This window comes from Pseudolabrys sp. (assembly GCF_035943735.1).
Lineage (GTDB): Bacteria > Pseudomonadota > Alphaproteobacteria > Rhizobiales > Xanthobacteraceae > Pseudolabrys.
Genome location: NZ_DASZBV010000016.1, coordinates 522,121 through 547,890, shown reverse-complemented (window position 1 = coordinate 547,890; position 25,770 = coordinate 522,121). Strand labels below are relative to the sequence as shown.

Below are 25,770 nucleotides of genomic sequence, written 5' to 3'. Positions count from 1 at the left end.
GGTCTTTTGGTTCGTGACGGTGCCGAAGACGGTGGCGGTGGCCGACCTGCCGCCGCATACGCCCAACCTCGGCAACGGACGCACCATGTTCATCGCCGGTGGCTGCGCCGCCTGCCACATGACGCAAAAGCAGACGGATGCCACGCGCCTCGGCGGCGGCCTGCAATTGCACACCGCCTTCGGCGAGTTCTACGTGCCGAATATTTCATCCGACCGGCAGGACGGCATCGGCGGCTGGAGCGAGGCGGAGTTCGTCACCGCCATGACCGAAGGCACGGCGCCGGACGGTTCGCACCTCTATCCGGCGTTTCCCTATCCGTCCTACCGGCACATGCGCCTCGGCGACGTGCGCGACCTGTTCGCCTATCTCAAGACGCTGCCGCCGGTTGCCGGCCGCGTGCGCCCGCACGATCTCAAATTCCCGTTCGATATCCGCCGCACCGTCGGCCTGTGGAAGCTGCTTTTTCTCGACGGCAAAGGTTTCACGGCAGACGCGAAGCAGTCGGCCGAATGGAACCGGGGAGCCTACCTGGTGAACGGGCCCGGCCATTGCGCCGAGTGCCACAGCCCGCGCAACGCGCTCGGCGCCATCGTCGAGGGCCGCAAGTTCGACGGCGGGCCGAGCCCGACCGATCAGGGCGGCGTGCCGAGCATCCGCCAGGACAAGCTCGCCGACTGGTCGGTCGACGACATCGTCGGTACCCTGACCACGGGCGATACGCCCGATTCCGACCGCGTCGGCGGTCCGATGGTCGAGGTGGTGCGCAGCATCTCGCAACTCTCCAACGCTGACCGCCACGCCATGGCGGTCTACATCAAGTCGCTGTCGCCGCTCGCGAAGTAGGGCAGGCGCAGGCAAAAAGCCGCCGCGCCGGCCGGCGCGAGGGCTTCGCTCGTTCAGCGCCGTCAGGAGACGACGACGATCTCGACGATCTTGCACCGTAGTCGGGACGACACGCCGGAGTTGTGGGGGCGGGCCGTACACGGCCGATTGCGCGTCCCCGTGGCTCTGCTAGACTTTTGAACAAGCCGCTTGCGGACGGGGCGTGCCGAACCCCGCAAAATAGACGAGCGGCGATGCGGCCATCGGCGGGCCACAGCAAGTCTCACAGTAATCGTAGTCATATCGGACACGCGCGCATGCGTCGCGCGGCGTCGTGTCGTCGCAGCTTCGCGGCGCACGGCGTGGAAATCAAAATTGGGGGAAATGCAATGCAAGGTAACGGATCGATTCGCTCGATGTTGGCCTGCTGCGACGGGGCGGCGGATAGCCTGCGCGATGTGCTGCTGCTGATCGCACGCATCTGCGTCGCGGCGATGTTCTATCTGACGGTCTCGAAAGGATCGCCGACGGCCGCCTACCTGACCTTCCTCGGCTATCCGGCGCCGGGAGCCTTCAGCGCGCTGGCCCAGCTTGCCGAATGGATCATCGTCGTCACGCTGGTGCTCGGCGTCGCGACGCGCGTGGGTGCGCTGATCGCCGTGGCGTTCATCCTCGTCGCATCGGTGACGGCGCACCAGTACTGGCACTATCCGGAGGCGGGACAGCTGGTGCAGGCGACCTACCTTGCCAAGAATTTCGCGGCGCTCGGAGGCGCCCTGCTGGTCTTCGCCGTCGGCGCCGGCCGTTACAGCGTGGACGCCAAGATGCTGGGCAAGGCCTAGATCGGGGCCGGTTGGGGGGCGATGAACGACGACCGCATCTGGCCGCTCGTCGGCCGCATCTACGACGGAATCGAGCTCGCGCTTTGGGCGAGCCTGATTGCCGGACTGGTCGTCTTTGCGCTCTTCATCCTGCCGGGTATACCGGCGGCGCAGCAGCGCAATGCCGCGGCGCGCGCTGCCGCGTTCGAGCACGAATGCGACTTCTACTGCAGCAAATGGGGCATGCCGGCGGATACGCGTCAGCATGCCCGCTGCATGTCGGATCTGAAGCAGTTCAGCCGCGCGGTGATCAAACGGATCGAAGACGACGATCAGTTCTAGAGTCGCTGCACTGCCGGTCAGCCAAAGCAAAAGAGGCCGCTCGCGAGAGCGGCCTCTTCGTTTTGGCGCCCGGGCTGTGCGTCAGTTGCAGACGCGCACGTTGCGGATGTGCCGGTAGCCATGGCGGTCGTACCAGACCTGACGGCGGATATAGCAGTCCGGGCCGTAATAAGCCGGCGGCGGCGCCACGATCACGCCGGGGAAGAAGCCGTGATGATGATGGTGATGATAATAGCGGTGATGGTGATGATACTGCACGAGCTGCAGCAGCGGACGCGGCTGCTGCGCCTGCGCGAGATCGTCGGCGGCGAGCACGGCGCTGGCGTTACCGACCGGCTCGAGCAACTCGGCATAGGACTGCGCTGCGGTCACGGGACTCTGCACCGGGGCCGCCTGCGCGGCGCCCAGCATGCAGAGTGCACCCGCCGTACTCAGCAGGAAGGTCGCATATTTTCTCACGTCGTTTCTCCCAGGTTGTATCGTGCGAATCGCCCCGAATGATTGGAGTTTAGTCGGCCCCGCTGAATTGAGCGTTATCGCCGCATTCAAGTGCAGTTCATCTCCGCGGCGCCGGCGTGTCCGATATACGACATTGCCGGGACGGGCGCGGCCCAATCCGACCGAACTAATGGGGCTCGTGCGCGTGCGCGAAGCCCTTGGCGAGCGCGTGGTAGACGCCTTCCGGACACACGAGCCGTGACGCCGCGTAAGCGATGAGCGATGCGCACATCAGCGGGATCACCATGGCGTGGTTGTCCGTCATCTCGGTTACGATGACGAAAGCGGTGATCGGCGCCTGAACCACGCCGGCGAAATACGACACCATGCCGAGCAGGATGATGGCTGACGTCGGCGCGGTCGGGAAGTAATGCGCGATATTGGCGCCGACGCCGGCACCGACCGCAAGCGACGGCGAAAAGATGCCGCCCGGGATGCCGCTGATCGTCGAGAAGGTCGTCGCCAGGAATTTGAAAAATCCGAAGTCGCCGCGCAGCGGCGTTCCGCTCTCGAGGGCGGCTTTCACCTGCGCGTAGCCGGTGCCGTAGATCGCGTCTCCCGAAGCGATGCCGCACAGCGCCACCAGGAGGCCGCAGGCCAGCGCGAAAGGGATCGGGTTGGCCTTGATCGCGCGCCCGAGGCTGCCGGGCAGCCCGCGCGCGACGACGATCACGATGCGGCTGAACAGGCCGCCGGCGAGCCCGCCGGCAATGCCGCAGACGGGGATCGCCAGCCAGTCAAGGCCGTTGCGCAGCATGGCCGGGCTGCTGCCGAAATAGGCGTAGTTGCCGACCAGCGCCAGCGAGGTGAGGCCGGCGGTGATGACCGTGGCGATGATGAGCCCGGAGGTGCGGGTCTCGAAGGCGCGGCTCATCTCCTCGATGCCGAAGACGATGCCGGCGAGCGGCGTGTTAAACGCGGCGGCGACGCCGGCGGCGGCACCGGCGAGAATCAGGCCGGGCTGGCGCCGCGGCGAGAAGCGGCCGATGGCGAACATGATCGAGGCGCCAACCTGCACCGTCGGCCCCTCGCGGCCGGCGGACGCGCCGCACAGCAGGCCGAGCAGCGTCAGCAGGATCTTGCCGACCGCGATGCGGATGGAGACGAGGCGGCCGCGCGCATCCTGATCCTCCAGTTCACGCGCGGCGATCGCCTGCGGGATGCCGGAGCCTTGCGAGTTCTGGAAGAAGCGGTTGGTGAGGTAGACGGAGACCGCGAAGCCGAGCGGGGTGACGATTAGAGAGGCGTAACGCCAGTGCGTCACGAGGCGGTTGAATTCCGCCTGCACCCAGTCGGCTGCCAGCGCCAGTCCAACGGCGGCGGCGCCGATGGTGATGCCGCCGACGACGAAGAGCGTGCGCCGCTGCCAGTGCGCCGAGGTCACACGAGCGAGGCGTAAATGTCGGGCGGAGAGAAACTGGCGCATCGAGGACCTGACGGGCCGGCCGTCAGGCCTGGAAGGCCTTGAAGGTGATGATGGTGTAGGTGTCCTTGATGCCGGGCAGCGTCTGCACCTTCTCGTTGACGAAGTGCCCGATGTCGGTGCCGGCCTCGACGTAGAACTTCGCCAGCAGGTCGTAGTCGCCGGCGGTGGAGTATATCTCGGAGGCGATCTCCGCCTCGGCCAGCGCGTTGGCCACCTGGTACGCCTTGCCGAGCTCGCATTTGATCTGAACGAAGAAGGGGGTCATTGGACGCCTCCGGCTGTCGGCCCTAGACAGCAAAAAGCGCCCGGCCTGACAAGCGCGGCGAACCGGGGAGGGCGCGCTTGCCTTGCCCGGCCCCGCGGCAGTAGGTAATCCGCCAGCAATCTCGTGGGGTGTCCGGCCGCAAGCCGGGCTGAGAGGCCTGATCCCATGGCCAACCCAACGAACCTGATCCGGGTCATGCCGGCGGAGGGATGAGAGATGCACCACGCCGGAGGGGACCTGACCGACGCCGCGCCGAGGGCGGCGGCGCGACTGGTCGGCGAGCTGCACGCACGCGGCCCCCGCGTCCACTGCATCACCAACACCGTGGCGCAGGCCTATACGGCTAACATGCTGCTCGCCGCCGGCGGCGTGCCGTCGATGACGCTGTCGGCCGAGGAGATCGGCGGCTTCGTCGCCCGTGCCGACGCGCTGCTGGTCAATCTCGGCACCTTCGATGCGGAGCGGCGCGCGGCGACCGGTGTCGCCATCGCCGCGGCGCATGAGCACCGACGGCCCTGGGTGCTCGATCCAGTGTTCGTCGACCGCAGCGCCTCGCGCGCCGCCTTTGCGCGCGATCTGGTCAGGCGCGGCGCGCGGGTGGTGCGGCTCAACCACGCCGAGCTCACCGCGCTTGCCGACGGCGCCACGCGCGAAGACGCAATGGCCTATGCGCGCGCGACCGGCGTCGTCGTCGCCGTGTCCGGCACCGCCGATCTGATCACCGACGGCATGCGCACGATCGCCATCGGCAACGGTCATCCGCTGATGGCCAGGGTCACGGCGATGGGCTGCGCCGGCTCCGCGCTGGTGGCGGCTTGTCTCGCGCTTGAGCCCGACGCGCTGATGGCGAGCGCGGCAGCGCTGATCGCGCTCGGCGTCGCCGGCGAGATCGCCGCCGAAAAGAGTGCCGGGCCCGGCAGCTTCGCGTTTCACATCATCGACGCGCTTGCCGCCCTCGATGCGCCGACCTTGATGGCCCGCGCCAAGGTGAGCGCATGACGCCGATCGCCTTGACCATCGCCGGCTCCGATTCGTCCGGCGGCGCCGGCATCCAGGCGGACCTCAAGACTTTCGCCGCGCTCGAGGTCTATGGCGCCAGCGTCATCACCGCGCTGACCGCGCAGAACACGCGAGGCGTCAGCGGCATCCACGACGTGCCGCCGGACTTCATCACCAAACAGATGGACGCGGTGTTCTCCGATCTCGCCGTCGGCGCGGTCAAGATCGGCATGCTGTCGCGCGTCGAGGCGATCGCGGCGGTCGCCGCCGGCCTCGACCGTCACAAGGCCAGGAACATCGTGCTCGATCCGGTGATGGTCGCGTCTTCGGGCGACCGCCTGCTGGCGAAGAACGCCGTCGAGGCGCTGACGCGCACGCTCATGCCGCGCGCGGTGCTCATCACGCCGAACCTGCCGGAAGCCGCGGCTCTGCTCGATCAGCCGGTCGCGGGCAACGAGAGCGAGATGGAGCAGCAGGCGCGCGCGCTGCTCAAGCGCGGCGCCAAGGCCGTGCTCATGAAAGGCGGCCACGGCAGCGGCAGACAAAGCGTCGACCTCCTGGTCGAGGCCGGCGGCGGCGTTGCGCGGCTCGCCGGCCGCCGCGTCGCCACGAAGAACACACACGGCACCGGTTGCACATTGTCGTCGGCCATCGCCGCCGGCCTCGCCAAGGGCCTCGGCCTCTATGACGCGGCCACCGCGGCGAAGACCTACGTCAGCACGGCCATCGCCGCCGCCGACATGCTCGCGGTCGGTCACGGCCACGGGCCGCTGCATCATTTCTACCGGCAATGGAGAAAGACATGACCACGCGCCGCCGTTTTCTCGGCACCGCCGCCGCCGGCATGCTCGCCGCGCCGGCCATCGCGCGCGCCGAGACCATGAAATGGCGCATGGTCACGTCCTGGCCGAAGCGGCTGCCGGGCCCCGGCATGTCGGCCGAGCGCATCGCCACGCGCATCAAGACCATGTCGAACGGCCGAATCGATATCGCCGTCAATGCCGCCGGCGAGATCGTGCCGGCCTTCGGCGTGCTCGATGCCGTCGGCAACGGCGTCGCCGAGATCGGCCACACGGCCGCTTTCTATTGGCAGGGCAAGATGCCGGCCGCGAACTTCTTCACCACCGTGCCGTTCGGGCTGACGCCGGCCGAGCACGTCGCCTGGATCGACGCCGGCGGCGGCCAGGCGCTGTGGGACCAGCTCTACGCGCCGTTCGGCGTCAAGCCGTTCATGGGCGGCAACACCGGCGTCTGCATGGGCGGCTGGTTCCGCCGCGAATTGAAAAGCCTCGCCGACCTCAAGGGCGTCAAGATTCGCTCGCTCGGCCTCGGCGGCGAGATCTATCATCGCCTCGGCGCCACGCCTCAGACGACGCCGCCGGCCGAAATCCTCGTCAGCCTGCAATCGGGCGTGCTCGATGCCGCCGAGTTCGTCGGCCCTGGCACCGACATCGCGCTCGGCCTCTATCGCGTGGCGCCGTTCTATTATTATCCCGGCTTCAACAAGCCGAACGGCACCGGCGAATGCATCGTGTCGCTGAAGGCGTGGAACGCACTGCCGGACGACCTGAAGGCCATCGTCGCGCATGCCTGCGCCACCGAAGCGAACTACGCGCTCGCCGAAATGGAGCGGCTCAACGCCGCCGCGCTCGCCTCGCTGACCGGCGAGCACAAGGTGAAGCTCACGCCGTTCCCCGACGATCTCGTCACCGCGGCGCGCAACCAGTCCGGCGAGGTGCTCGGCGAGCTCGCCTCGCGCGACGCCATCAGCGGCAAGATCCACGCGTCCTATCTCGGCTTCCGCGATCGCACGGCGCCGTGGTCGCGCGTGTCGATCGAGGCCGTGCTCAGGGCGCGCGGGTAGCGCGGTGAAATAAAGAAGGCGCCATGTCCAACCGCTGGCTGATCCTCGCCGCGCTGACCTTCGCGCGCACCGTCATGGGCTTTCAGTTCCAGTCGGTGGCGGCGGTGGCGCCGCTGGTCATCGCGGACTTTCATATCGGCTACGCCGCGCTCGGCACCGTCATCGGCCTTTATCTGCTGCCCGGCGTGGCGGTGGCCATTCCCGGCGGCGTGCTGGCGCAGCGCTTCGGCGACAAGCGTATGGTCCTCTTCGGGCTAGCGGCGATGACGCTCGGCGGCCTCATGATGGCGTCCGGCGACGAGACGCTCCTCACCGCGGGTCGCGTCCTGTCCGGCTGCGGCGCGGTGGTGCTGAACGTGCTGCTCACCAAGATGACCACCGACACCTTTGAAGGTCGCGAGGTGGTGACGGCGCTCGGCGTGCTGATCACCAGCTGGCCGCTCGGCATTGCGCTGGCGTTGGTGACGCTGCCGCGGCTTGCGGCGGCGGCGTCCTGGCACGCCGCGATGGTTGCCGGGGCAGGCCTGAGCGCCGTCGCGTTCGTGCTGGTCGCTGTCGCCTATCGCTCGCGACAAACATCGTCCGCGGCCGCGCGACTGCGCTTCGATCTGGCGCATGGCGAGCTCGTGCTCGCCATGCTCGCCGGCCTGGTCTGGACCTTCTACAATATGGGCCTCATCCTCGTGCTCACGTTCGGTCCGGCGTGGCTGATCGCCGGCGGCGACACGGCCGCGCATGCAAGCGCGGTGGTCAGTCTCGTGAGCTGGCTGATCCTTCCGGCGATCCCGCTTGGCGCCTTTCTGGCCGACCGCGCCGGGCATCCGATGACCACCATGTTCTCCTTCTTCGCGCTTGGCGCGCTGGCGATCGCGCTGCTGCCCTTCGTCGGCGGCGCGCCTGCGCTGCTGGCGGCGATCGGCTTGATCTTTGGCCCGCCGGGCGGGCTGATCATGGCGCTGCCGGGGCAGGCGGCGCCGGCTCAGCGCCGCGCGCCGGCGATGGGCGTGTACTTTACCGTCTACTATGTCGGCATGGGCATAGCGCCCGGCATTGCCGGCTTTGCGCGCGACGTCTCGCACAGCGCTGCCGCGCCGCTATGGCTGGCCGTGGCGATGTTGGCCTGCGCCGCGCTGTCGCTGGCCGTGTTCCGCGCCGTGCGCCGCACCGAGGCCGCCGTTTGACCGGCGTGCGTTGTGGCTTTCGAGTCACAGCCGTACGCGATTACGTCTCCGGCGCGAACCGGCCGTTAAGGTTAACCACCCTTTAAGTGTTTGGCGGCATTCCTGTACGTGCGTGTGCATGCGCGGACCGTCCCGTCGGGGGGCGCGGCGAATGTGACACCGACGGGTGACCGCGTTCGCCCGCTTGCAACCGATAGGACCAGTCAAGGGGCCGACCTATGAAGACCAGTTTCCTGCTTCGCGCCGGCGTTGCCGTCGCCGCACTGATGACCACCGCACTCGTTGCAAATGCTGCCGATCTGCCGCGCGGCCCGTACAAGGCGCCCGCTTACGTCGCGCCCGCCTATGCCAACTGGACCGGCTTCTACGTGGGCTTGAACGCCGGCTACGGCTTCGGCAAGTCCAATTGGGATATTCCCGCCGTCAGCCCGAGCCCGAAGGGGTTCCTCGGCGGTCTGACGCTCGGCTACAACTTCCAGACCGGCACCTGGGTCTGGGGCCTCGAGGCTGACGCCGACTACTCCGCGATGAAGGGCTCGACCGACTGCGCCGGCGGCTCGTGCGAGACCAAGCTGCCGTGGCTGGCGACGGTGCGTGGCCGTCTCGGCTATGCGGGCTGGAACAACTGGCTGCCCTATCTGACCGGCGGTGCCGCGATCGGCAACGTCAAGGCCAGCGACGCGGCTGGCGACGCCAGCAAGACCAAGGTCGGCTGGACCGTCGGCGCCGGCGTCGAATACGCGATGTGGTCGAACTGGAGCGTCAAGCTCGAATACCTCTACGTCGACCTCGGCAAGTTCGACTGCGGCGTGTCGTGCACGGGCGTCGCCGGCTCGAGCGACAATGTCAGCTTCAACGCCAACGTCGTGCGCGCGGGCCTGAACTACCGCTTCTAAGCGGCGCGCACAGCAACAGCTTTCCAGACCCCGGGCCCTGCGGCCCGGGGTTTTTCGTTGGCCGCGCGGCGCGCCTGTCCACAGGCGGAACGGCGCCGTGCGGCAAAATGTCCTAAGTTATATCGCATTGCGATATTTATAGAACGCGCCTTCCTTTAAGCCTCCGTCCCGCAATGGGCCGGCGGCCTGTTCCGCTTCTTTGCGCTGCAACAAGCGCGTGCCGGCGCGTGTGTTCGCGCTGCCGATCGCCGCGAATGGCGTGGAACGTGGCCGATTGCATTGATATTTCGGGGAGCGGCGATGCGCGCGCAGCCAAGGGAGGGCGTGCATCGCCGGATGTCAAACAAGAACGGAACAGCCGATGTCGACACAGCCCGCTCGTGCACAAGCCAACAAGCCCAATCGCTGGATCCAGCTCATCCTCGGCATCGTCTGCATGGCGAGCGTCGCGAACCTGCAATACGGCTGGACGCTGTTCGTGCTGCCGATCCAGCACCACTTCGGCTGGACCAAGGCCGAGATCCAGATCGCGTTCACGATCTTCATCCTGTTCGAAACCTGGCTGGTGCCGTTCGAGGGCGCGATCGTCGACCGCATCGGCCCGCGCTGGATGATCGCGGCGGGCGGTGTGTGCACGTTCATCGCGTGGGGCATCGACTCGATGGCGACGTCCTTGTGGATGCTCTATCTCGGCGGCGCCATCGCGGGCTTCGCCGGCGGCGCCGTGTACGGCACCTGTGTCGGCAACGCGCTGAAGTGGTTTCCCGACAAACGCGGTCTCTGTGCCGGGCTGACCGCGGCCGGATTTGGCGCCGGCGCCGCCATTACCATCGCGCCGATCCGCGCGATGATCAGTTCCAGCGGCTACCAGCATACGTTCCTCGTCTTCGCCATTATCTACGGCGTCATCATCGTGGTGGTGTCGAACTTCATCCGCGCGCCGCGTGACAGCGATATCCCGCCGGTGACCATCAAGGTCGCGCAGTCGACCCGGGACCTGCCGCCGTCGCAGGCCGTGCGCTCGCCGATCTTCTGGATCATGTACCTGATGTTCTTCCTGGTCGCGGCGGGCGGCCTGATGTCGGCGGCGCAACTCGCGCCGATCGCCAAGGAGCGCGGCATCGCCGACGCGCTGGTGACCATCTTCGGCATCACCACGCCGGCGATCGTCGCGGCGCTCACGGCGCACAGCATCACCAACGGCGTCGGACGGCCACTGAACGGCTGGATCTCCGATCACATCGGCCGCGCCAACATGATGGGCATCGCCTTCGGCATCGAGGCGTTGTGCATCGCGGCGTTCGGCTTCTTCGGCACGACGCCGATCTCGTTCATCATCACCGACGCGCTCGTGTTCCTGTTCTGGGGCGACATCTTCAGCCTGTTCGCAGCGACGGTGGGCGATGCCTTCGGCCGCCGCTACGTGACGGTCAATTACGGCATCATGTACACGGCCAAAGGCGTGGCCTCGCTGCTGGTGCCGCTCGGCAACGTGCTCACGCATATGACCGGCAGTTGGCATGCCGTTTATGCCGTCGGCTGCGGCATGAACGTCGTGGCGGCTCTCCTCGGCTTTTTCGTTCTGCGGCCGGTGATCAAATCCCGCCTCTCCTCGGGATCGTCACCGGAGACGGAGGCGCAGAGGGTCGGGCTTGCGACCTGAGCGCGGGTAGGGGGCACACGCAGGCGGCATCCGGCGCGCGGCCACGCGCCGGATGCGCGTGCTTGTAATGTCAGTCGGTCGTGGCCACCGGGCCCGATCGCGGCCGGCAATATCTCCTTAATCATTCGCGGGACCGGACTAATCGGAGCTTAACGGTCGCAGGGTAGCGTCGCGCTGAACATGCCCTCCAGCCCGTGGCCCTGCCGATGACGGTCGAACGCGTTGCGCTGCCCGCCGCGACCAACACGCTGCGGCTCGTCCCGGCGCTTTACGCCGCGACCTTGTTCGTGTCGGCGCTGCTCCTGTTCCTGATCCAGCCGATGTTCACCAAGATGGTGTTGCCGCGCCTCGGCGGCGCGCCCACCGTCTGGTCGATCGCCATGGTCTTCTTCCAGGCGGCGCTGCTCGCGGGCTACGCTTACGCGCATGTGCTGGTGCGCCAGCTGTCGCCGCGGCTCGGCGCCTTCGTCCATCTCTGCCTGCTGGCCTGCGCAGGCGCGATGCTGCCGATCGCGATCTCGTCGCTGTTCGGTCCGCCGCCGAGCGACGGCATCCCGCTGTGGCTCATCGGCCTGTTCTCGGCCTCGATCGGACTGCCCTTCGCCGCGCTGTCGGCGAGCGCGCCGCTGCTGCAGGGATGGTTCGCCGGCACCGACCATGCGCAGGCGCGCAATCCTTACGTTCTGTACGCCGCCTCCAATCTCGGATCCTTCGCGGCGCTGTTCGCATATCCCGTCGTGGTCGAGCCGTTCCTCACCTTGCGGGAGCAGTCGCGGCTGTGGTCGATGGGTTTCGCCGTCCTTGCGGTGCTGATCGCGATTGCCGGCGTGCTGGCCTCGCGCCATCCGGTCGACAGCTCGGCCCCCGCCACGGCGGCGGTGCCGACGGCTCTGGCGACGCGACTGCGCTGGATGGCGCTCGCCGCGGTACCGGTCGGGCTCGTCATCGCGGTCACGTCCTATATCAGCACCGACATCGCCTCGGCGCCGTTCCTCTGGGTGGTGCCGCTGGCGCTCTATCTCCTGACCTTCGTCGCCGTGTTCCGCGAGCGGCCGTGGGTCTCCACCACCAGCGTCGTGATGCTCGTTCCCATCGCCGTCGCGCCGCTGGCGATCGGATTGCTTGGCGGCGCCAAGCGCTATTTGTTCGCGATGATCGTGCTCAACCTGGCGGCCTTCGTGCTGCTGACCTTGCTCTGCCACGCCGAACTGTATCGACGGCGGCCCGAGCCGGCGAAGCTCACCGAGTTCTATCTCTGGATGTCGGTCGGCGGCGTCGTCGGCGGCCTCTTCGCCGCGCTCGCCGCGCCGCATCTGTTCTCGCTGCCTTTCGAATATCCGCTGCTGATCGTGACCGCGCTCATGGCCGTGCCGGGCATGCGCGCGCTGCGCGGACATGCGCTCGCGCGCGAGATCGTTCCGCCGCTGGCGCTCGCGGCCGTCGCCGCCGTGGCGCGGCTCGGCTTCGGCCTCGATCTGCCGGCGGGCGCAGAACTGCCGTTCCAGATCGCGCTCGTCGCGCTGGCGGCGGTGATGCTCTTGCAGCGGAAGCGGCCGCCGCGCTTCGCGGCGCTGGTGGTGCTCGGCTTCGTCGTCACCGCGCTGTGGCAGCCGGGTCTCAACCGCGTGCTCGCGGTGCGCAGCTTCTTCGGCGTGCATCAGGTCATCGACACCGCCGACGGCCAGTACCGGCTGCTCTACAACGGCACGACTCTGCACGGCGCCGAACGCATCGCCGATCTCGCGGGCGCGCGCCCCGAGCCGCTCACGTATTATCACCCCGGGGCTGCGCTCGCCGAAAGCGTCGACGCGATCCGCGCGGCGCATGGCGGACTGCGCCGCGTGGCGGTGGTCGGGCTCGGTACGGGGAGTCTCGCCTGCAGCCGCCGCGGCGGCGAACGCTGGACCTACTACGAGATCGATCCGGCGGTGGTGGCCATCGCCGAGAATCCGAAGCTGTTCAATTTCATGACGTCGTGTGCGCCGGACGCGCGCATTGTGCTGGGCGATGCCCGGCTGACGCTCGCGCAATCGCACGAAACCTACGACCTCATCGTGCTCGACGCCTTTTCGTCGGACGTGATCCCGGTGCACCTGCTGACGCGCGAGGCGATCCGGGGCTACTTGTCAAGGCTCGACCCACACGGCGCGCTCGTGCTGCACATCTCCAACCGCTATCTCGAATTGGCCGACGTCGTCGCCGCCATCGCGAGAGAGGAGGGGCTGACGGCCGAGGGCAAGATCGACCGGCGGCCCGACAGCGTCCCCTACGACTACCGCACCAATGCGCAGGTCGTTGCGCTCGTCCCCTCATCGGACACGTTGCGCGACCTCGAACGTGTGCCGGGCTGGGCGCCGCTGCCGCTCGATCCGCGGGTCGCCGCCTGGACCGACGATTATTCCAATATTCTTGGCGCGGTGCTGCGCAAGCAGTTCGGCTGGTAAGACGCGCGCAGGCGCGCGTCGCGACTCAGAATTGTCTTTTGCTGCAGGGCAGCAATGGGGGGCGGAACCCGCATGCGGCCGTCTGTCCGCTTGCGGGCGGGGGCGAAAATGGCGAACATCCTCTCCTATAAAAACAATCGGGAGGATGGACCAATGCGCAAGCTCCTTGCCGGCCTTGCCCTTGCCGCCGCCATGGCGTCGCTGCAGGCCACACCCGCTACCGCCGCCGGGAAGAAATTGATCGTCGGCACGCCGGGCATTCCGCCGATCTTCGCCGCGACACTGCCGATCGTCGCCGACAAGATGGGCTTCTTCAAGAAATATGGCGGCGACGTCGAAGTGAAATTCATGGAATCGGGCACGACCGCGGCGCGCGCTTTGATCTCCGGCGACGTCGATGTCGCGATGGCGCCGACGCCGCAGGTCACGGCGCAGGCGTCGAACGCCGGCGTGCCTTACGTCGGCATCTTCGGCCTGCCGCATCCCGACTTCCTGCTCGCCTCGACCGATCCGAAGAAAGCGACCTGCAAGGATGTGATAGGGCACTCCGTCGGCGTCGACGTCATCAACGGGGCCCGGGTGGTGGCGCTGCGCCTCATGCTTGCCCCCTGTGGCGTCAAGCTGGACCAGGTCAAACAGGTCGCTTTGCCCTCGACCGCAACGCAGCAGGCGATGATCTCCGGCCGTCTTACTTACGGCGTGCTGCACATGGACGAGATTCCAGTGCTGGAGGAGCACGGCAAGCCGATCACCGAGGTCGCCAGCATCCGCAAGGCCAACCCAAAAGCCCACATGGTGCTGTTCACGGTGCGCAGCGACCGCCTCAAGGCCGACCGCGAGCCCTATGTCCGCTTCGTCGCCGGGCTGATCGCGGCGGCGCGCTGGATGAAGGATCCGAAGAATGCCGACAAGTTCGCAGATATCGCCACCGTTACCGGCCGCACCAAGGCGGAGGCGAAGAGCGCGCTGGAAAAGCTCGAGGCGATCGACTACTGGCCGGCCGACGGCGGCGGCATGGACCGCAAGCAGATCGAGGGCGTGATCGCGAGTCAGGTGAAGACCGGCAACATCCAGCCGGGCAAAACCCCGGTCGCCTACGACAAGCTGATCGACAACAGCATCTACAAGGACGCGGTGGCGCTGGTCGACAAATCGAAATAGCGCGGTCGCGTGGTTTCCGCGGGATGGACACCGCCCGCGGACGCCTCATTCGTTTGTATGCAAACAATAACTGCGACGATTGTCCGGATCTGTCCGCCGGCAGACAAACATTCCGGCCATTTGGCATTACGATAATGTAAAAATGCCCCTTGATGTTTCTCGTCGCGTGTTCAATATCGGCATACGAAAATACCTCCGGTGTGGCGGCATTCCGGGGCGATATCAGACAAGAAGAATGGGAACCGCATGATCGCGGCGGAGGATTACGGCAAGGACGCCCTGGATTTCATAGAGAGCCTCGATCGGATCGCGACCGTCGATGCGGCGATGGACGCGATCGAGAACGCCTTTGCCCAGTTCGGCTTCCGTACCCTCATTGTCACCGGTCTGCCGCATCCGCAGGAGCGCTTCGAGCAGGTGGTGCTGGCCAAGCGCTGGCCGGTCGAGTGGTTCAACCTTTACACCGCCAACGACTATATCCGCGTCGATCCGGTGGCGCGGCAATGCCGCCGCTCGTTCAACCCGTTCGAATGGTGCGAGGCGCCGTTCGACGCCGACGACGAGCCGCGCGCGGCCGAAGTGATGAATCGCGCCCGCGATTTCCATATGTCGCGCGGCTTCATCGTGCCGGTGCACGGCGACGGCACGCACAATGCCTGCGTCTCGATCGGCGGCACGCATCTCGACCTCAACAAGCGCAGCAAGCCGGCGCTGCACCTGATGGCGATGTACGGCTTCGAGCGCGTGCGCCGCCTGCTCTCGCCGGCGCACGAGGTGCCGCGCGTAACGCCGCGCGAGCGCGAGGTGCTGGCCTGGGCGGCGCAGGGCAAGTCGGCCTGGGAGACGGGCGAGATCCTCGGCATCTCGCAGCGCACGGTCGAGGAGCACCTCGCCGCCGCGACGCGCAAGCTCGGCGCCGGCAACCGTACGCGCGCCGTCGCCATCGCCATCCGCGACCGCATCATCGAGCCGTAAGGCGCGCCGGCAAGTCGCGGCGGCTCCACCGATACCGCAATGCTCATCGGAATACCTGACAGGCGCTGCCGTCGGCGCCTTTCGCTTGCGCTTGGGTTCGGCGCGGTTCTCGACTAACAACGTCGGACCGCGCGCCCAGGTCGCGGCCGAAGAACGCCGAGGAGGAAGCATGCGCTACGGGGACAGATCCGCCGCCGGTCGTGGGACGGGCCCCACGCGCCGCATCGTGCTGGGAGGTGCATTGGCCGCCGCCGGCGCCGCCTTAAGTGCGCGCGGCGCCTTCGCCGAGGACGCATATCCGTCGCGGCCCATCCACGTCATCGTCCCCTTCGGCCCCGGCGGGCTTGCCGACGTGACCGTGCGGATCGCGGCGGAGCAGATGAAGAGCCTGCTTGGCCAGCCGCTCGTCATCGAAAACCATCCCGGCGCCGGCGGCATCGCCGCCGCCAGCGCGGCGCTGAAAGGCGGGCCGGACGGCTATTCGCTCATCGTGCTGTCGAATGGCACGACGATCGCGACGTCGCTGTTCAGTCATCTCCCGTATAACCCACAGACCCAGTTCACGCCGATCTCGACGGTGGCCTGGTTCGACCTCATCCTGTTCACCAACGTGAACTCGCCCTACAAGTCGGTGAAAGAACTGCTGGACGATGCGCGGAAAAAACCCGGCTCGCTGAACATCGGCACCGTCAATCCCGGCAGCACGCAGAATCTCGCGGCCGATCTGTTCCAGTCTGTCACCGGCATCAAGTCGGTCATCGTCACCTACCGCACCTCGCCGGAGGTCCAGACCGCGCTGATGCGCGGCGACATCGGCCTGGCGATCGAGTCCTATACGGCCTTCGCCGGCGCCATCCATAATGCGAGCATCCGACCGATCGCGGTGACCGGGCCCGAGCGCAACCCCGCTCTGCCCGACGTGCCGACACTGAAGGAGCAGGGCGTCGAGCATTACGACGTGACCGGCTGGAACGCGCTCTATGCGCCGGCAGGCACGCCGCCCGCCGTCATCGACAGGCTGCAGGCGGCGGTCGTCAAGGTCACCGCGATGCCAAGCGTCAAGCAACGCTTTGCGACCTTGGGCACGATCGCGCGTTCGACGACGCCGGGCGAGATGGCCTCCATCTTCGAGGCAGATCGCAAGAAATGGGCGGCCGTCATCGCGCAAGCTGGCATTCCGAAGGAATAAGGCAGGACACGCATGGGCACTGGGACTTCGAAGCCGCGTATCTCGCCGATGGTGGACGCGCACGCACACGTCTTCACCGCAGACATGCCCCTGCGCGACAGACCGCGGCACGCCCCGACCTACGACTTCACGGTCGAGGATTATCTCAAGATCCTCGATGCGCACGGCGTCGGCTTCGCGGTTCTGGCCGCGGCGAGTCCGTGGCTCGACTACAACGACTACCTGATCGACTGCGTAAAGCGGAATCCGCGCCTGCGCGGCACGGTCATCCTGCAGCCGACGGTCGAGCGCTACGTCATGGAGGCGATGGCCCGCGACGGCGTCATCGGCGTGCGCCTGCACATGATCGGCCTCGACACGATGCCGGACATCACCACGTTCGAATACCGGCGCACGTTCCGCCGCATCGCCGACCTCGGCTGGCACATCCATCTGCATGCGGAGGGCAAAGAGCTGCCGGCGCTGGTGCCGCTGCTCGAGCAGACAGGCGCGACTCTGGTCATCGATCATCTCGGCCGTCCCGATCCGCAGGGCGGCATCGACAGCGAGGGCTTCAAGACCATGGTGCGTTCGGTCGAGAAGGGCCGCACCTGGGTCAAGGCGTCGGGCGCCTACCGGCTCGGTCTGGAAAAGTCCTCGGTTTATCTCAAGGAGCTGATCCGACGTGTCGGCGCGGACAAACTGGTCTGGGGCAGCGATTGCCCCTTCGTCGGCGTCGAGTCGACGACCTACCAGAGCACGATCGACTGGTTCACCGATACGGTGACCGATCCGATGGACCGCGAGAAGATCCTGGGGCTCAATGCGCTGAAGCTCTATTTCACGAGATGAGACGGGCGGCGGTTCCGCCGGCTATTTGTCGACCTTGATGTTGGCCTCGCGGATGACACGCGCGTACTCGTCCTTCTTGGCGCGCAGGAAGCCGGCGAACGTCTCGCCGCAGGTGACGGTCGGATAGAGCCCGACCATCTCCAGCTTCGACTCGATCTCCGGCCGGCTCATGACCTCGGCCAGCCATTTCGTCAGCTGCGCGACGCGCGCGGGCGGCGTACCTGCCGGCCCGAGGAGGCCGAGCCAGACGTCCGAGGCGTAGCCGGGATAGCCGCTCTCGGCGACCGTCGGCACGTCAGGTGCCGGCTTGAGGCGCGCCGCCGACGTGGTCGCCAGCGCGCGCAGCTTGCCCGCCTTGATCTGCTCGACGCCTTCCGAATAGTTGATCAGCGCCGCATCGACGTGCTGCCCGAGCAGAGCGTTGACGGTCGGAGCGCCGCCGGCGAACGGCACGAAGATCATGTCGGCTTTGCTCACGTGCTTGAAGCTCTCGAACGCAATGTGCTGCGTGGTCGCCGGTCCGAGCGCGCCGAGCGTCAGCGTGCCGGGCCGGTTGTGCGCCGCGGCGATCAGGTCGCCGATGGTCCTGAAGGGCGAGGCGGCATTGACGACGAAGATCATCGGCGAGGCGACAAGATTGCACACCGGCGCGAAGCTGGTGAGCGAGTCGTAGCTGACCTTGCGCAGCAGCGGATTGATCAACAGCGAGTTGGAGCCGACGACGACGAGATTGCCGTCCGGCGCCGCGCGCGCGGTGAGGTCGTAGGCGATCGAGGCGCCGGCGCCCGGATGGTTCTCGACCACGATCGATTGCTGCGACAGATCGCCGAGACCCTGGCTGATGACGCGTGCGAGCAGGTCGGCGCTGCCGCCGGGCGGGAAGGGCACGATGATGCGCACCGGACGCCCCGATTGCGCCAGCGCCGGCGTTGCCAGCATCGCCGCGACAACTGCCCCTGCGAAACACAGTGCCCGCCAGCGACGGATTGCCATGATCCCCCCAATGCGGCCTCACGGCCGTGCGCCCGAAAGCGAATGCGGTTGCAGGGTAGCGACAATTGACAGAGCGCGAAAGGGCACCCGGCACCGTGCCGCCGCGCCCGTGCGCCGACCAGGTTGGCCGCGCGGGCACCTCGCCACGTGCGCTCATCGCGGCGATGCTCGCATGTCGTATTGAGCTGGTGTAAGCAGGTCGCTACCGTGCGACCGAAATCGCCTCCAGGAGTTCCATGGCCTCCATCGACCGTTCCCTCGTTGCCGGCATGCCGCTGTTCGCCGGCGTGGCGCCGGCCGATCTCGATGCGCTGCTCGCCGAGGCCCGTTCCGCCCGCTATCCGAAAAATGCCGCCGTGTTCTCACAGGGCGAGGAGGCGCACTCGTTTTTCCTTTTGCTGCATGGCCATGTGCGCGCCGCCAAGACCACACCGGCGGGCCAGCAGGTCGTGGTGCGCTACATCACCCCGGGCGAGACCTTCGGCGTCGCCGTGGCCATCGGGCTTTCGCACTATCCGGCGACGGCAACGGCGGTGGACGAGAGCGTCGCGCTTACCTGGCCGTCCCCGGCCTGGCCGCGGCTCGTCGAAAGGCATCCGGGGCTCGCCGCCAATACGCTGCAGGCGGTCGGAGCGCGCCTGCAGGAGAGTCACAACCGCGTCATCGAGATGTCGACGGAGCAGGTCGAGCGCCGCGTCGCGCACGCGCTGCTGCGCCTCGTGCAGCAGGCCGGGCGCAAGGTCGAGGCCGGCATCGAAATCGACTTCCCGATCAGTCGCCAGGATATCGCCGAGATGACCGGCACGACGCTGCACACCGTCAGCCGGATCCTCAGCGCCTGGGAGAGCGACGGCCTGGTCGAGGGCGGGCGGCAGCGCATCGTGCTGCGCGATCCCCACCGGCTGTTCCAGCTCGCCGGCGAATAGGCGGCCGCCTCCGTAACATTACCTAGATCGCGCGTCGCAGCTCCGCGGTGAAGGCGTCGAGGTCGACGCCGTGCTCGCGGCACGAGTCCTCGATGCTGTGGAACGTGCCGACCGGGCAGCCGACGCAGCGCATGCGGTGATCGAGAAACACACGAATCGTCTGCGGCCACAGCCGCATGATATCGTCGACGGAGTGGCTGAGGTCGGGTTCGCGGTGGCGCGTTACTATCGACATGCCGCAGACGTTAACGGCGGCGCGCGGGTTGCGTCTTTGCGCCGGCGCAAGCTCGCGCGCGCTCGCGGCATGTCCTTACGCATTCATACGGAGCCGCAACGGCTGTACAATTTGATCCGGCACAAAGAGGCGCACGCGCCGCCGCCGCATAACCCGTGCATCGAATTCAAGAAGACATTGCACGAGGATTGCCATGAACATCAGCAGACGTTTTGCCTTGCTCGGCGTCGCCGGCGCGGCCGGTGCGGCCGGACTGGTCAGTCTCTCCGGCACGAACGTGCCACCCGCCGGGGTTCCCGCCATCGCCGACACTGCGCCGCCGGTGGCGCTCAGGCGTGAGAAGGTCAATCTCGTGGCGCCGCCGCTCGTGCATCCGCACAACCAGGTCGCCAATCAGCCGCCGGCCATCAAGGAGTTCAAGCTGACCGTCGAGGAGAAGAAGATCGTCGTCGACGAGGACGGCACGACGATGCATGCGATGACCTACAACGGCTCGATCCCGGCGCCGCTGATGGTCGTGCACGAGGGCGACTACATCGAGCTCACTTTGGTCAATCCGGCGACCAACACGATGGCGCACAACATCGACTTCCACGCCGCGACGGGCGCGCTCGGCGGCGCCGCGCTCACCTTGATCAATCCCGGCGAGCAGACGGTTCTGCGCTTCAAGGCGACGCGCCCCGGCGTGTTCGTCTATCACTGCGCGCCCGGCGGCCCGATGATCCCGTGGCACGTGGTCTCGGGCATGAGCGGCGTGGTGATGGTGCTGCCGCGCGACGGCCTCAAGGACGCCCAGGGCCGGCCGTTGCACTACGACCGCGTCTATTATGTCGGAGAGAGCGACTTCTATATCCCGCGCGACGAGAAGGGCAAGTTCAAGACCTACGAATCGGCCGGCGAAGCCTATCCCGATATGGAGCAGACGATGCGCGGACTAGTCCCCTCGCACGTCGTGTTCAACGGCAAGGTGGGCGCGCTCACCGGCAAAAATGCGATGACCTCGCATGTCGGCGAGACCGTGCTGATCGTGCACTCGCAGGCGAATCGCGACACGCGTCCGCACCTGATCGGCGGCCACGGCGACTATGTCTGGGAAAGCGGCAAGTTCTCCAATCCGCCCGAAACCAACCTCGAAACCTGGTTCGTGCGCGGCGGCTCGGCGGGTGCGGCGCTCTACACGTTCCGTCAGCCCGGCGTCTACGCCTACGTGAACCACAACCTGATCGAAGCCGCTCTGCTCGGCGCGACCGCGCACTTCAAGGTCGACGGCAAGTGGAACGACGACCTGATGACGCAGGTGCAGGCGCCGGCGCCGATCAAGACGGCGTAACGGCGAACCCAGCATCGGCCGGTCCGACCGGGCCGGCCGGCGGAGGCGAACGATGACCTGCCTCGTCAAATCGATCTGTGGCGCCGCCGTGCTGGTCGCGGCCATGATGGTGCCGCGTGCCGCCGCAGCGGGCACGATCGAACCGCCCGCGCTCGTCGCGCTCAAGTCCGGCGCGCTGCAATACTGGGCGGCCGGCGAGTTCACGCGCGACGGCAAGCCGGCCGACGCGCCGCACGTGACGGTGCAGATGTCGGCTCCGGTCTCCATCATGAGGCACGAGGTCAGCGTCGGCGAATACAATCGCTGCGTTGCTGATAAGGCCTGCGTCCCTCTCGCCGACGGCCAGACGAATCCGGACCTTCCCGCGGTGATGGTGAGCTTCAACGACGCCACGGCGTACGCCGCCTGGCTGTCGAAGCGAACCGGTGCGCACTACCGGCTGCCGACCGACGCGGAATGGACCTATGCCGCCGGCCACCGCGCGCCCAACGAGGCGCCGCTCGGCAAGGCCGACGCGGTGGCGCGCTGGGTCGCGCAATACACGCGCGAATCGCAGGCGGCGCCGGTCGATACGCGGCCGCAGCCGGTCGGCTATTTCGGCGCCAACGAGAACGGCCTTGTCGATATCGCCGGCAACGTTTGGGAGTGGACCGACAGTTGCTATACGCGCACGGTGCTCGACGCGGCCGGCAAGCCGGCGGGCCGCGGCACGGTCAATTGCGGCGTGCGGATTGCCGAAGGCCGCCACCGCGCCTACGTCGTCGATTTTATCCGCGACCCGCGCGCCGGCGGTTGCGCAGCCGGTGTCCCGCCGAGCAATCTCGGCTTCCGCCTGGTGCGGGAGAGCAGGTCCGTCTGGTCGCTGTTCTAGGGACGCCTTATTGCTCGTCCGGCGACAGAAAGACCCGGCAGGGGCGGCCCGCCTTCTCGGGAATGACGAGCGCGCGCGGCAATTCCGCGCCGGCGCCGCAGCGGCCGCCCGATTGCGCGCGCGAGAAGTCGATCGACACGAAACGCCCGACCGTGACCTTGATGGTGTCGGGCTGCGTCGGGGTGTCGGTCGACGCGGTGATGGTCGTGGCGCCGCCGTTCTCCGACCATTTGGACTCCGGATCGTCCTTGCGCGAGGCGTCGATCATGCAGCTGTAACCGGGAGCGTCCTTCTTCAGGCCGCACCAGACGATATCGAATTCGAGATGCTGCACCTTGCCGTCGGCGAGCGTGACCTTGGCGTCGCCGGCGATGCAGCCCGACTTGAGCTTGAATTCGCAGGCGCGGATGTCGTCGGCGCGGGCGGCGGCGATGCCGCTCGCCAGCGCCGCGGCGATGAGAAGGCCGGGGGATAGGCGGAGGTTCATGAATTGCACGCGGTGGTCAGTTGCAGACCGTCCGTCCACTCGAGCATCAAGCGGACAAGCTCGGCTTGGCGGCGGACGCCGGTTTTCTGAAAAATGTGGATGCGATGCGTACGCGCCGTTGCTTCCGATATATGTAATCGCCGCGCCACGGCCGCGATGCCGTCGCCAACCAGCAACTCGCTCGCTACGCGGGTTTCTGCCGGCGTGAGGCCGTGATGGCGACTGATCGCGTCGAGTAGACGCGGTGCGGCGGGGTTCAACTCCTTGGTCACGACTATCGCGCCCGGCTGTCCGCCGACCGCGCTCCAATTGTCCGCGCGTACCGGAATCACCGTGAGGAGGAGCGGCGCGGCTTCGCCGCGCGTGACGATCGTGCTCCCGCCAACCTTGCGCTGGGCCGCGGCAACGATGAGCTGTTGCAAGGCTTGGTTTTGCGCAGGATGCTCGACCGAGAGGCGCTGCTGTCGCAGCTTCAGCCCGCCGCGTTCGCCAAGCAGACTTTCTGCGATGCCATTGGCGAACAGGACTATCGCCGAGGCGGCGACGATGAAAAGGCCGCGGCCGAGCCGGTAGAGCGCTTCCGCGGAAAAGGTATTGATCGTTTCCGCCGCCCCAAAGTGGTCGCCGATCCGGACGGCGCGGGCCAGATGCGGCACCAGGCCGCGAAAGCGCGCGACGTCCCTGCCGGTCCAGCCATCGTCCCGGCGCGAACGCCACAGCGTGATCGTGCTGCCGCATTCCTCCTCGCGAGTGATCGGCGCGATGAGCAGGTCGTCGCAGTCCTGCGGCGCGAGAAAGTCGTTGTAAAATTCGGTCTTTCGCAGTTTCTCCTTCGGAATGACCTGTCGGTCACACATGATGATGGAGAGCCGCCGCCGCACGAACTCATGCCACAGCACGTTACGCGTGACGTAATACTCGCCGTATTGCAGCGCGAAGGCAGGATCGGCGCCGGAGGAGATCATCTTGCCGCGCGTCGACTCGAAATTCTCGAAGGAAAGATGCGCCGAGCCGCTGCTGAAATGCGCAGCCAGCTCGCCAAGTATGCGAGGCCAGCGCGTGCGGTCGACGGCAGCATCGTAGATGCCGTCCAGAAGCGGCTCAGTCGGTCCGGTGTCGCCCATTGTGTCGATCGATGCAGTCCGGAAAACGGCCGCATTGGTCCGTTCGGGCCGTCGATGCGGTATGCAAATGTACCGCAACCGCAGGCCTGCACAAGCGCGCCGGGCTCGGTGCAATTGTGTGAAAAAAGTCTCGGTATCGAGCCGCCTTTAACTCCAATTCGCGCGGCCTTGCCCCTCAACCGTTCGGTTGACGACGCCCGGCGGCCGTCCTGCGAAGAGAGCCCCGAGAAGCGCGGCGCGCCCCGGGGGGAATTGTCATGCCGACGGATCTTGCTGTGGCCATCGGGCGGAGGCGGGCGGAACGCTTCTTCGTCGTGCGCGATGAGCTTCTCCTGATTGTCGGAGCGGCCATGGTGGGCGTCGTCAGCGCGCTGCTGGCGATGCAAAGCCCGGCCTTCGCCTGTGCGTTCAATCTGGCGGGTCTGCGGTGATGCCGGCGTTCGCAGCAAGGAAGCGCCCATGATTCTCGGAAGCGCGGGACTGTCGCTGCTGGTGGCCGGAATTGTGCTGGCGTTGCTCGCCGAGCGCTATGTCGGGCGCGTGGCGCAATTGGAGTGCGCCGGTGGCATCCTTATTGTCGGCGGGCTCTCGCTCATCGGCATCGGCCTTGCGTGGGCGCTCAACTCGATGTCTTTCGTCTCGCCCTGAATTTCAGCAGGAGGTCCGGCGTGCCGATTCGTCTGCCAGTCGCGACATGGGGGCAGGCGCGCCCGTCGCGACGCTCAAACAGGGCCTTCGATCTGTCCTGCGGGGTGATCGGTGCGGCCGCGATCGCAGCCGCTGTCTTCATCGACTGGTTCTGCTGTGACCGCACCGGAGCTGTGCTCATCCTGGTCATGCCCAGCGGCCTGATTGCGCTGCTGATACGCGGCTCGAGCAGGAGCCAGACCGATTAACGCGGACATCCGACGGTGCCCGGTCGCGGACCGCACCGGATCTCTTCAGCTCGCGCCAAGATATCTTTCGACGATCAGCCGGTGCCAGCGTTCCGCCGGTCTGCCAGCGCCATCAACCGTTCGGTTGACGGCCGGCTGCGACTGCGTCGCTAAGCTGAAATGATAATGGCAGGCTCGCGCGCGAAAACCACCGTCCGTCGTATCTACGACCAGGTCAACCTGGCGCTGTGGGCTGGCCTGGTGGGCTTTGCCATTTTCTGCGCGTTCGTCATCGTGCCGCAAATGCCACGGTACCGGGCCGAGGCCGAGGCGGCGCGCGCCAACGCGCGGGAGCAGGCGGACGCGCTCTACTGCAAGCGCTGGGGATTTGCCGAGGGCAGCGCAGCTTACCTCGGCTGCATGAGCGATTTGCTCGAGCTCAGGCGCAGCATCGAGCGCCAGGTCGACGACGAGGCTGTTCCCTGACCGCCTATTTCGACAAACGCAGTTTTGCCAGCTCCGCCTGCACGTCCTTCAGCAGCTCGGAATTGCGCGGGCTTTCCGCCGTCCACGATGCGATGACGGATTGGAAGACGCCGCGCGCGATCTCGGCGTCGGCGGCTGAAGGTTCGACCATCTGCTGCCGGGGATCGGCTTTGATCGCCGCAAAGATGTCCTGCTCGTTGCGGCCGTAGGTATCGACCCACATTTTGGCGGCGTATTCTCCGGCGTACTTGCGAATAAGGGCCTGCGCCGTCGCCGGCAGGCTCTCGAATTTCTTGCGGTTCATGACCAGCGCCAGTGGATTGACGCCGCTTCGCAGGAGATAATGGTGCGGCGTCAGCATCGCGATGTGATAATCGACGATGGCGGTCGGCGCCAATGCGGCGCCGTCGAGGCCGCCCTTCCTGATCGTCTCGGCGATCTGCGGCACGGGCAGCACCGTGGGCGTGGCGCCGAGACCTTCGAGTACGGCTGCCTCGATCTCGTTGTTGGCGCGGATCTTCTGCCCCTTCAGCGCCTCGAGCGAGGCGATCGGCTTGCGGCTGTGGATGGTGTTCGCGCTGGTCGTGTAGGCGCCGATGACGAAGAAGTTTTCGTATCCGCGCAGCTTGCCGGCGCCGACGAGCCGCGTATAGGCGAAAGTGCCCTCGCGCAGGTCGTGGAAAAGCCCGGGCAATTCGAGCAGCTTGTTGTCGGGGAACCGGTACGGCGTCTGCCCCGGGATGACGAAAGCGATATCCGCAGCGCCATCGAGGACGAGGCGCGGTTGCTCGGCAAGGGCAGCGGCCAACTTGCCATCGGGATAGACGTCGATGGCCAGCAACCCCGTCCCTTCCGCGTTGATCGAGTCCACGAACGGCTTGATTGCGTACTGATAAACCGCGGTATCCTGGTCCTGGTAGAACGCGAGCTTGAGACGCGCCGGCTGGGCCATAGCCGCGATCGCGAGTAACTGTGCGATCGCCAGCGTGCCGAGCCAAACCGAGGCCCTCGCGCATCCGCGGCCGGCCGGACGGCGGCGGGTTCGAGCTGTCGCAAGCGCGCTCA

29 protein-coding genes and 1 riboswitch are annotated in these 25,770 nt (G+C 66.9%); of the genes, 21 read left to right on the top strand and 8 right to left on the bottom strand.

Features of this window, described 5'->3' with window-relative positions:
* Nucleotides 1–13: 13 nt before the first annotated feature.
* The 3 genes from VGV41_RS11105 (at nucleotide 14) to VGV41_RS11095 (ending at nucleotide 1,986) form a co-directional block, all read left to right on the top strand.
* Nucleotides 14–844, top strand: coding sequence for a cytochrome c (locus tag VGV41_RS11105; RefSeq protein ID WP_326863882.1), 831 nt, complete (start codon nucleotides 14–16; stop codon nucleotides 842–844).
* Nucleotides 845–1,140: 296 nt separating this feature from the next.
* Nucleotides 1,141–1,665, top strand: coding sequence for a DoxX family protein (locus VGV41_RS11100; protein WP_326863881.1), 525 nt, complete (start codon nucleotides 1,141–1,143; stop codon nucleotides 1,663–1,665).
* 21 nt (nucleotides 1,666–1,686) lie between these two features.
* Nucleotides 1,687–1,986, top strand: coding sequence for a hypothetical protein (locus VGV41_RS11095; protein WP_326863880.1), 300 nt, complete (start codon nucleotides 1,687–1,689; stop codon nucleotides 1,984–1,986).
* Nucleotides 1,987–2,067: 81 nt separating this feature from the next.
* Here VGV41_RS11095 and VGV41_RS11090 read toward each other — a convergent pair whose 3' ends face one another.
* The 3 genes from VGV41_RS11090 to VGV41_RS11080 all read right to left on the bottom strand — a co-directional run bounded on the left by VGV41_RS11090 (nucleotide 2,068) and on the right by VGV41_RS11080 (nucleotide 4,175).
* Nucleotides 2,068–2,445, bottom strand: a complete 378-nt coding sequence (locus tag VGV41_RS11090) for a hypothetical protein (protein WP_326863879.1) — start codon at nucleotides 2,443–2,445, stop codon at nucleotides 2,068–2,070.
* Nucleotides 2,446–2,611: 166 nt separating this feature from the next.
* The gene (locus VGV41_RS11085) at nucleotides 2,612–3,910 is read right to left on the bottom strand and encodes a chloride channel protein (RefSeq protein ID WP_326863878.1); all 1,299 of its coding nucleotides are present in this window, start codon (nucleotides 3,908–3,910) and stop codon (nucleotides 2,612–2,614) included.
* A 22-nt stretch (nucleotides 3,911–3,932) separates the two neighbouring features.
* Nucleotides 3,933–4,175, bottom strand: coding sequence for an Lrp/AsnC ligand binding domain-containing protein (locus tag VGV41_RS11080; RefSeq protein WP_326863877.1), 243 nt, complete (start codon nucleotides 4,173–4,175; stop codon nucleotides 3,933–3,935).
* Between the two features lie 114 nt (nucleotides 4,176–4,289).
* A riboswitch (TPP riboswitch) is annotated at nucleotides 4,290–4,402 on the top strand.
* On the opposite strand from VGV41_RS11080, the gene VGV41_RS11075 reads away from it, so the two are divergent.
* From VGV41_RS11075 to VGV41_RS11025, 11 genes are all read left to right on the top strand, one after another.
* Nucleotides 4,392–5,174 carry a hydroxyethylthiazole kinase gene (locus tag VGV41_RS11075; RefSeq protein WP_326863876.1) on the top strand — a complete coding sequence of 261 codons (783 nt, stop codon included), beginning with the start codon at nucleotides 4,392–4,394 and terminating at the stop codon, nucleotides 5,172–5,174. Its footprint overlaps the riboswitch before it by 11 nt.
* Complete coding sequence (thiD, locus tag VGV41_RS11070; protein ID WP_326863875.1) at nucleotides 5,171–5,980, top strand: bifunctional hydroxymethylpyrimidine kinase/phosphomethylpyrimidine kinase; 810 nt, start codon at nucleotides 5,171–5,173, stop codon at nucleotides 5,978–5,980. Before VGV41_RS11075 ends, thiD begins: the two co-directional genes overlap by 4 nt.
* Nucleotides 5,977–7,038 carry a TRAP transporter substrate-binding protein gene (locus tag VGV41_RS11065; protein WP_326863874.1) on the top strand — a complete coding sequence of 354 codons (1,062 nt, stop codon included), beginning with the start codon at nucleotides 5,977–5,979 and terminating at the stop codon, nucleotides 7,036–7,038. Before thiD ends, VGV41_RS11065 begins: the two co-directional genes overlap by 4 nt.
* Before the next feature lie 23 nt (nucleotides 7,039–7,061).
* Nucleotides 7,062–8,219, top strand: a complete 1,158-nt coding sequence (locus VGV41_RS11060) for a CynX/NimT family MFS transporter (protein WP_326863873.1) — start codon at nucleotides 7,062–7,064, stop codon at nucleotides 8,217–8,219.
* A gap of 218 nt (nucleotides 8,220–8,437) precedes the next feature.
* Nucleotides 8,438–9,115, top strand: coding sequence for an outer membrane protein (locus VGV41_RS11055; protein WP_326863872.1), 678 nt, complete (start codon nucleotides 8,438–8,440; stop codon nucleotides 9,113–9,115).
* Between the two features lie 361 nt (nucleotides 9,116–9,476).
* On the top strand, nucleotides 9,477–10,778 hold the full coding sequence (gene oxlT, locus VGV41_RS11050; protein ID WP_326863871.1) for an oxalate/formate MFS antiporter: 1,302 nt from the start codon (nucleotides 9,477–9,479) through the stop codon (nucleotides 10,776–10,778).
* A gap of 206 nt (nucleotides 10,779–10,984) precedes the next feature.
* Nucleotides 10,985–13,222, top strand: coding sequence for a fused MFS/spermidine synthase (locus VGV41_RS11045; RefSeq protein ID WP_326863870.1), 2,238 nt, complete (start codon nucleotides 10,985–10,987; stop codon nucleotides 13,220–13,222).
* Nucleotides 13,223–13,375: 153 nt separating this feature from the next.
* Nucleotides 13,376–14,383 (top strand): ABC transporter substrate-binding protein, encoded by a 1,008-nt coding sequence (locus VGV41_RS11040; RefSeq protein WP_326863869.1) that lies wholly within the window; start codon nucleotides 13,376–13,378, stop codon nucleotides 14,381–14,383.
* Nucleotides 14,384–14,632: 249 nt separating this feature from the next.
* The gene (locus tag VGV41_RS11035) at nucleotides 14,633–15,358 is read left to right on the top strand and encodes a LuxR family transcriptional regulator (protein WP_326863913.1); all 726 of its coding nucleotides are present in this window, start codon (nucleotides 14,633–14,635) and stop codon (nucleotides 15,356–15,358) included.
* Between the two features lie 241 nt (nucleotides 15,359–15,599).
* A complete protein-coding gene (locus tag VGV41_RS11030; RefSeq protein ID WP_326863868.1) occupies nucleotides 15,600–16,547 on the top strand; it encodes a Bug family tripartite tricarboxylate transporter substrate binding protein in 948 nt (315 codons plus the stop codon).
* 12 nt (nucleotides 16,548–16,559) lie between these two features.
* Nucleotides 16,560–17,378 carry an amidohydrolase family protein gene (locus tag VGV41_RS11025; protein WP_326863867.1) on the top strand — a complete coding sequence of 273 codons (819 nt, stop codon included), beginning with the start codon at nucleotides 16,560–16,562 and terminating at the stop codon, nucleotides 17,376–17,378.
* A 21-nt stretch (nucleotides 17,379–17,399) separates the two neighbouring features.
* Here VGV41_RS11025 and VGV41_RS11020 read toward each other — a convergent pair whose 3' ends face one another.
* Nucleotides 17,400–18,371, bottom strand: coding sequence for a tripartite tricarboxylate transporter substrate binding protein (locus VGV41_RS11020; RefSeq protein ID WP_326863866.1), 972 nt, complete (start codon nucleotides 18,369–18,371; stop codon nucleotides 17,400–17,402).
* 236 nt (nucleotides 18,372–18,607) lie between these two features.
* Between VGV41_RS11020 and VGV41_RS11015 the strand changes: the two genes are divergently transcribed.
* Nucleotides 18,608–19,297, top strand: a complete 690-nt coding sequence (locus VGV41_RS11015; RefSeq protein ID WP_326863865.1) for a Crp/Fnr family transcriptional regulator — start codon at nucleotides 18,608–18,610, stop codon at nucleotides 19,295–19,297.
* Between the two features lie 22 nt (nucleotides 19,298–19,319).
* Here VGV41_RS11015 and VGV41_RS11010 read toward each other — a convergent pair whose 3' ends face one another.
* Complete coding sequence (locus VGV41_RS11010; protein WP_326863864.1) at nucleotides 19,320–19,532, bottom strand: DUF1858 domain-containing protein; 213 nt, start codon at nucleotides 19,530–19,532, stop codon at nucleotides 19,320–19,322.
* 193 nt (nucleotides 19,533–19,725) lie between these two features.
* On the opposite strand from VGV41_RS11010, the gene nirK reads away from it, so the two are divergent.
* Nucleotides 19,726–20,862 (top strand): copper-containing nitrite reductase, encoded by a 1,137-nt coding sequence (nirK, locus tag VGV41_RS11005; protein WP_326863863.1) that lies wholly within the window; start codon nucleotides 19,726–19,728, stop codon nucleotides 20,860–20,862.
* Nucleotides 20,863–20,914: 52 nt separating this feature from the next.
* Nucleotides 20,915–21,733, top strand: coding sequence for a formylglycine-generating enzyme family protein (locus VGV41_RS11000; RefSeq protein WP_326863862.1), 819 nt, complete (start codon nucleotides 20,915–20,917; stop codon nucleotides 21,731–21,733).
* 7 nt (nucleotides 21,734–21,740) lie between these two features.
* Here the strand turns inward: VGV41_RS11000 and VGV41_RS10995 are convergent, their stop codons facing one another.
* Together VGV41_RS10995 and VGV41_RS10990 are read right to left on the bottom strand one after the other, a co-directional pair.
* On the bottom strand, nucleotides 21,741–22,220 hold the full coding sequence (locus tag VGV41_RS10995; RefSeq protein ID WP_326863861.1) for a hypothetical protein: 480 nt from the start codon (nucleotides 22,218–22,220) through the stop codon (nucleotides 21,741–21,743).
* Nucleotides 22,217–23,344, bottom strand: coding sequence for a helix-turn-helix transcriptional regulator (locus tag VGV41_RS10990; protein WP_326863860.1), 1,128 nt, complete (start codon nucleotides 23,342–23,344; stop codon nucleotides 22,217–22,219). Before VGV41_RS10990 ends, VGV41_RS10995 begins: the two co-directional genes overlap by 4 nt.
* Before the next feature lie 257 nt (nucleotides 23,345–23,601).
* Here VGV41_RS10990 and VGV41_RS10985 point away from each other — a divergent pair, with 257 nt between their 5' ends.
* From VGV41_RS10985 to VGV41_RS10970, 4 genes are all read left to right on the top strand, one after another.
* Entirely contained in the window at nucleotides 23,602–23,775 is a 174-nt protein-coding gene (locus VGV41_RS10985) for a hypothetical protein (protein ID WP_326863859.1), read from the top strand.
* Nucleotides 23,776–23,803: 28 nt separating this feature from the next.
* Nucleotides 23,804–23,992, top strand: coding sequence for a hypothetical protein (locus tag VGV41_RS10980; protein ID WP_326863858.1), 189 nt, complete (start codon nucleotides 23,804–23,806; stop codon nucleotides 23,990–23,992).
* 20 nt (nucleotides 23,993–24,012) lie between these two features.
* Nucleotides 24,013–24,240: a hypothetical protein gene (locus VGV41_RS10975; RefSeq protein ID WP_326863857.1), complete on the top strand. Its 228-nt coding sequence runs from the start codon at nucleotides 24,013–24,015 to the stop codon at nucleotides 24,238–24,240.
* 165 nt (nucleotides 24,241–24,405) lie between these two features.
* Complete coding sequence (locus tag VGV41_RS10970) at nucleotides 24,406–24,705, top strand: hypothetical protein (protein ID WP_326863856.1); 300 nt, start codon at nucleotides 24,406–24,408, stop codon at nucleotides 24,703–24,705.
* Between the two features lie 4 nt (nucleotides 24,706–24,709).
* Here VGV41_RS10970 and dctP read toward each other — a convergent pair whose 3' ends face one another.
* On the bottom strand, nucleotides 24,710–25,657 hold the full coding sequence (dctP, locus tag VGV41_RS10965) for a TRAP transporter substrate-binding protein DctP (RefSeq protein ID WP_326863855.1): 948 nt from the start codon (nucleotides 25,655–25,657) through the stop codon (nucleotides 24,710–24,712).
* Nucleotides 25,658–25,770 lie beyond the last annotated feature (113 nt).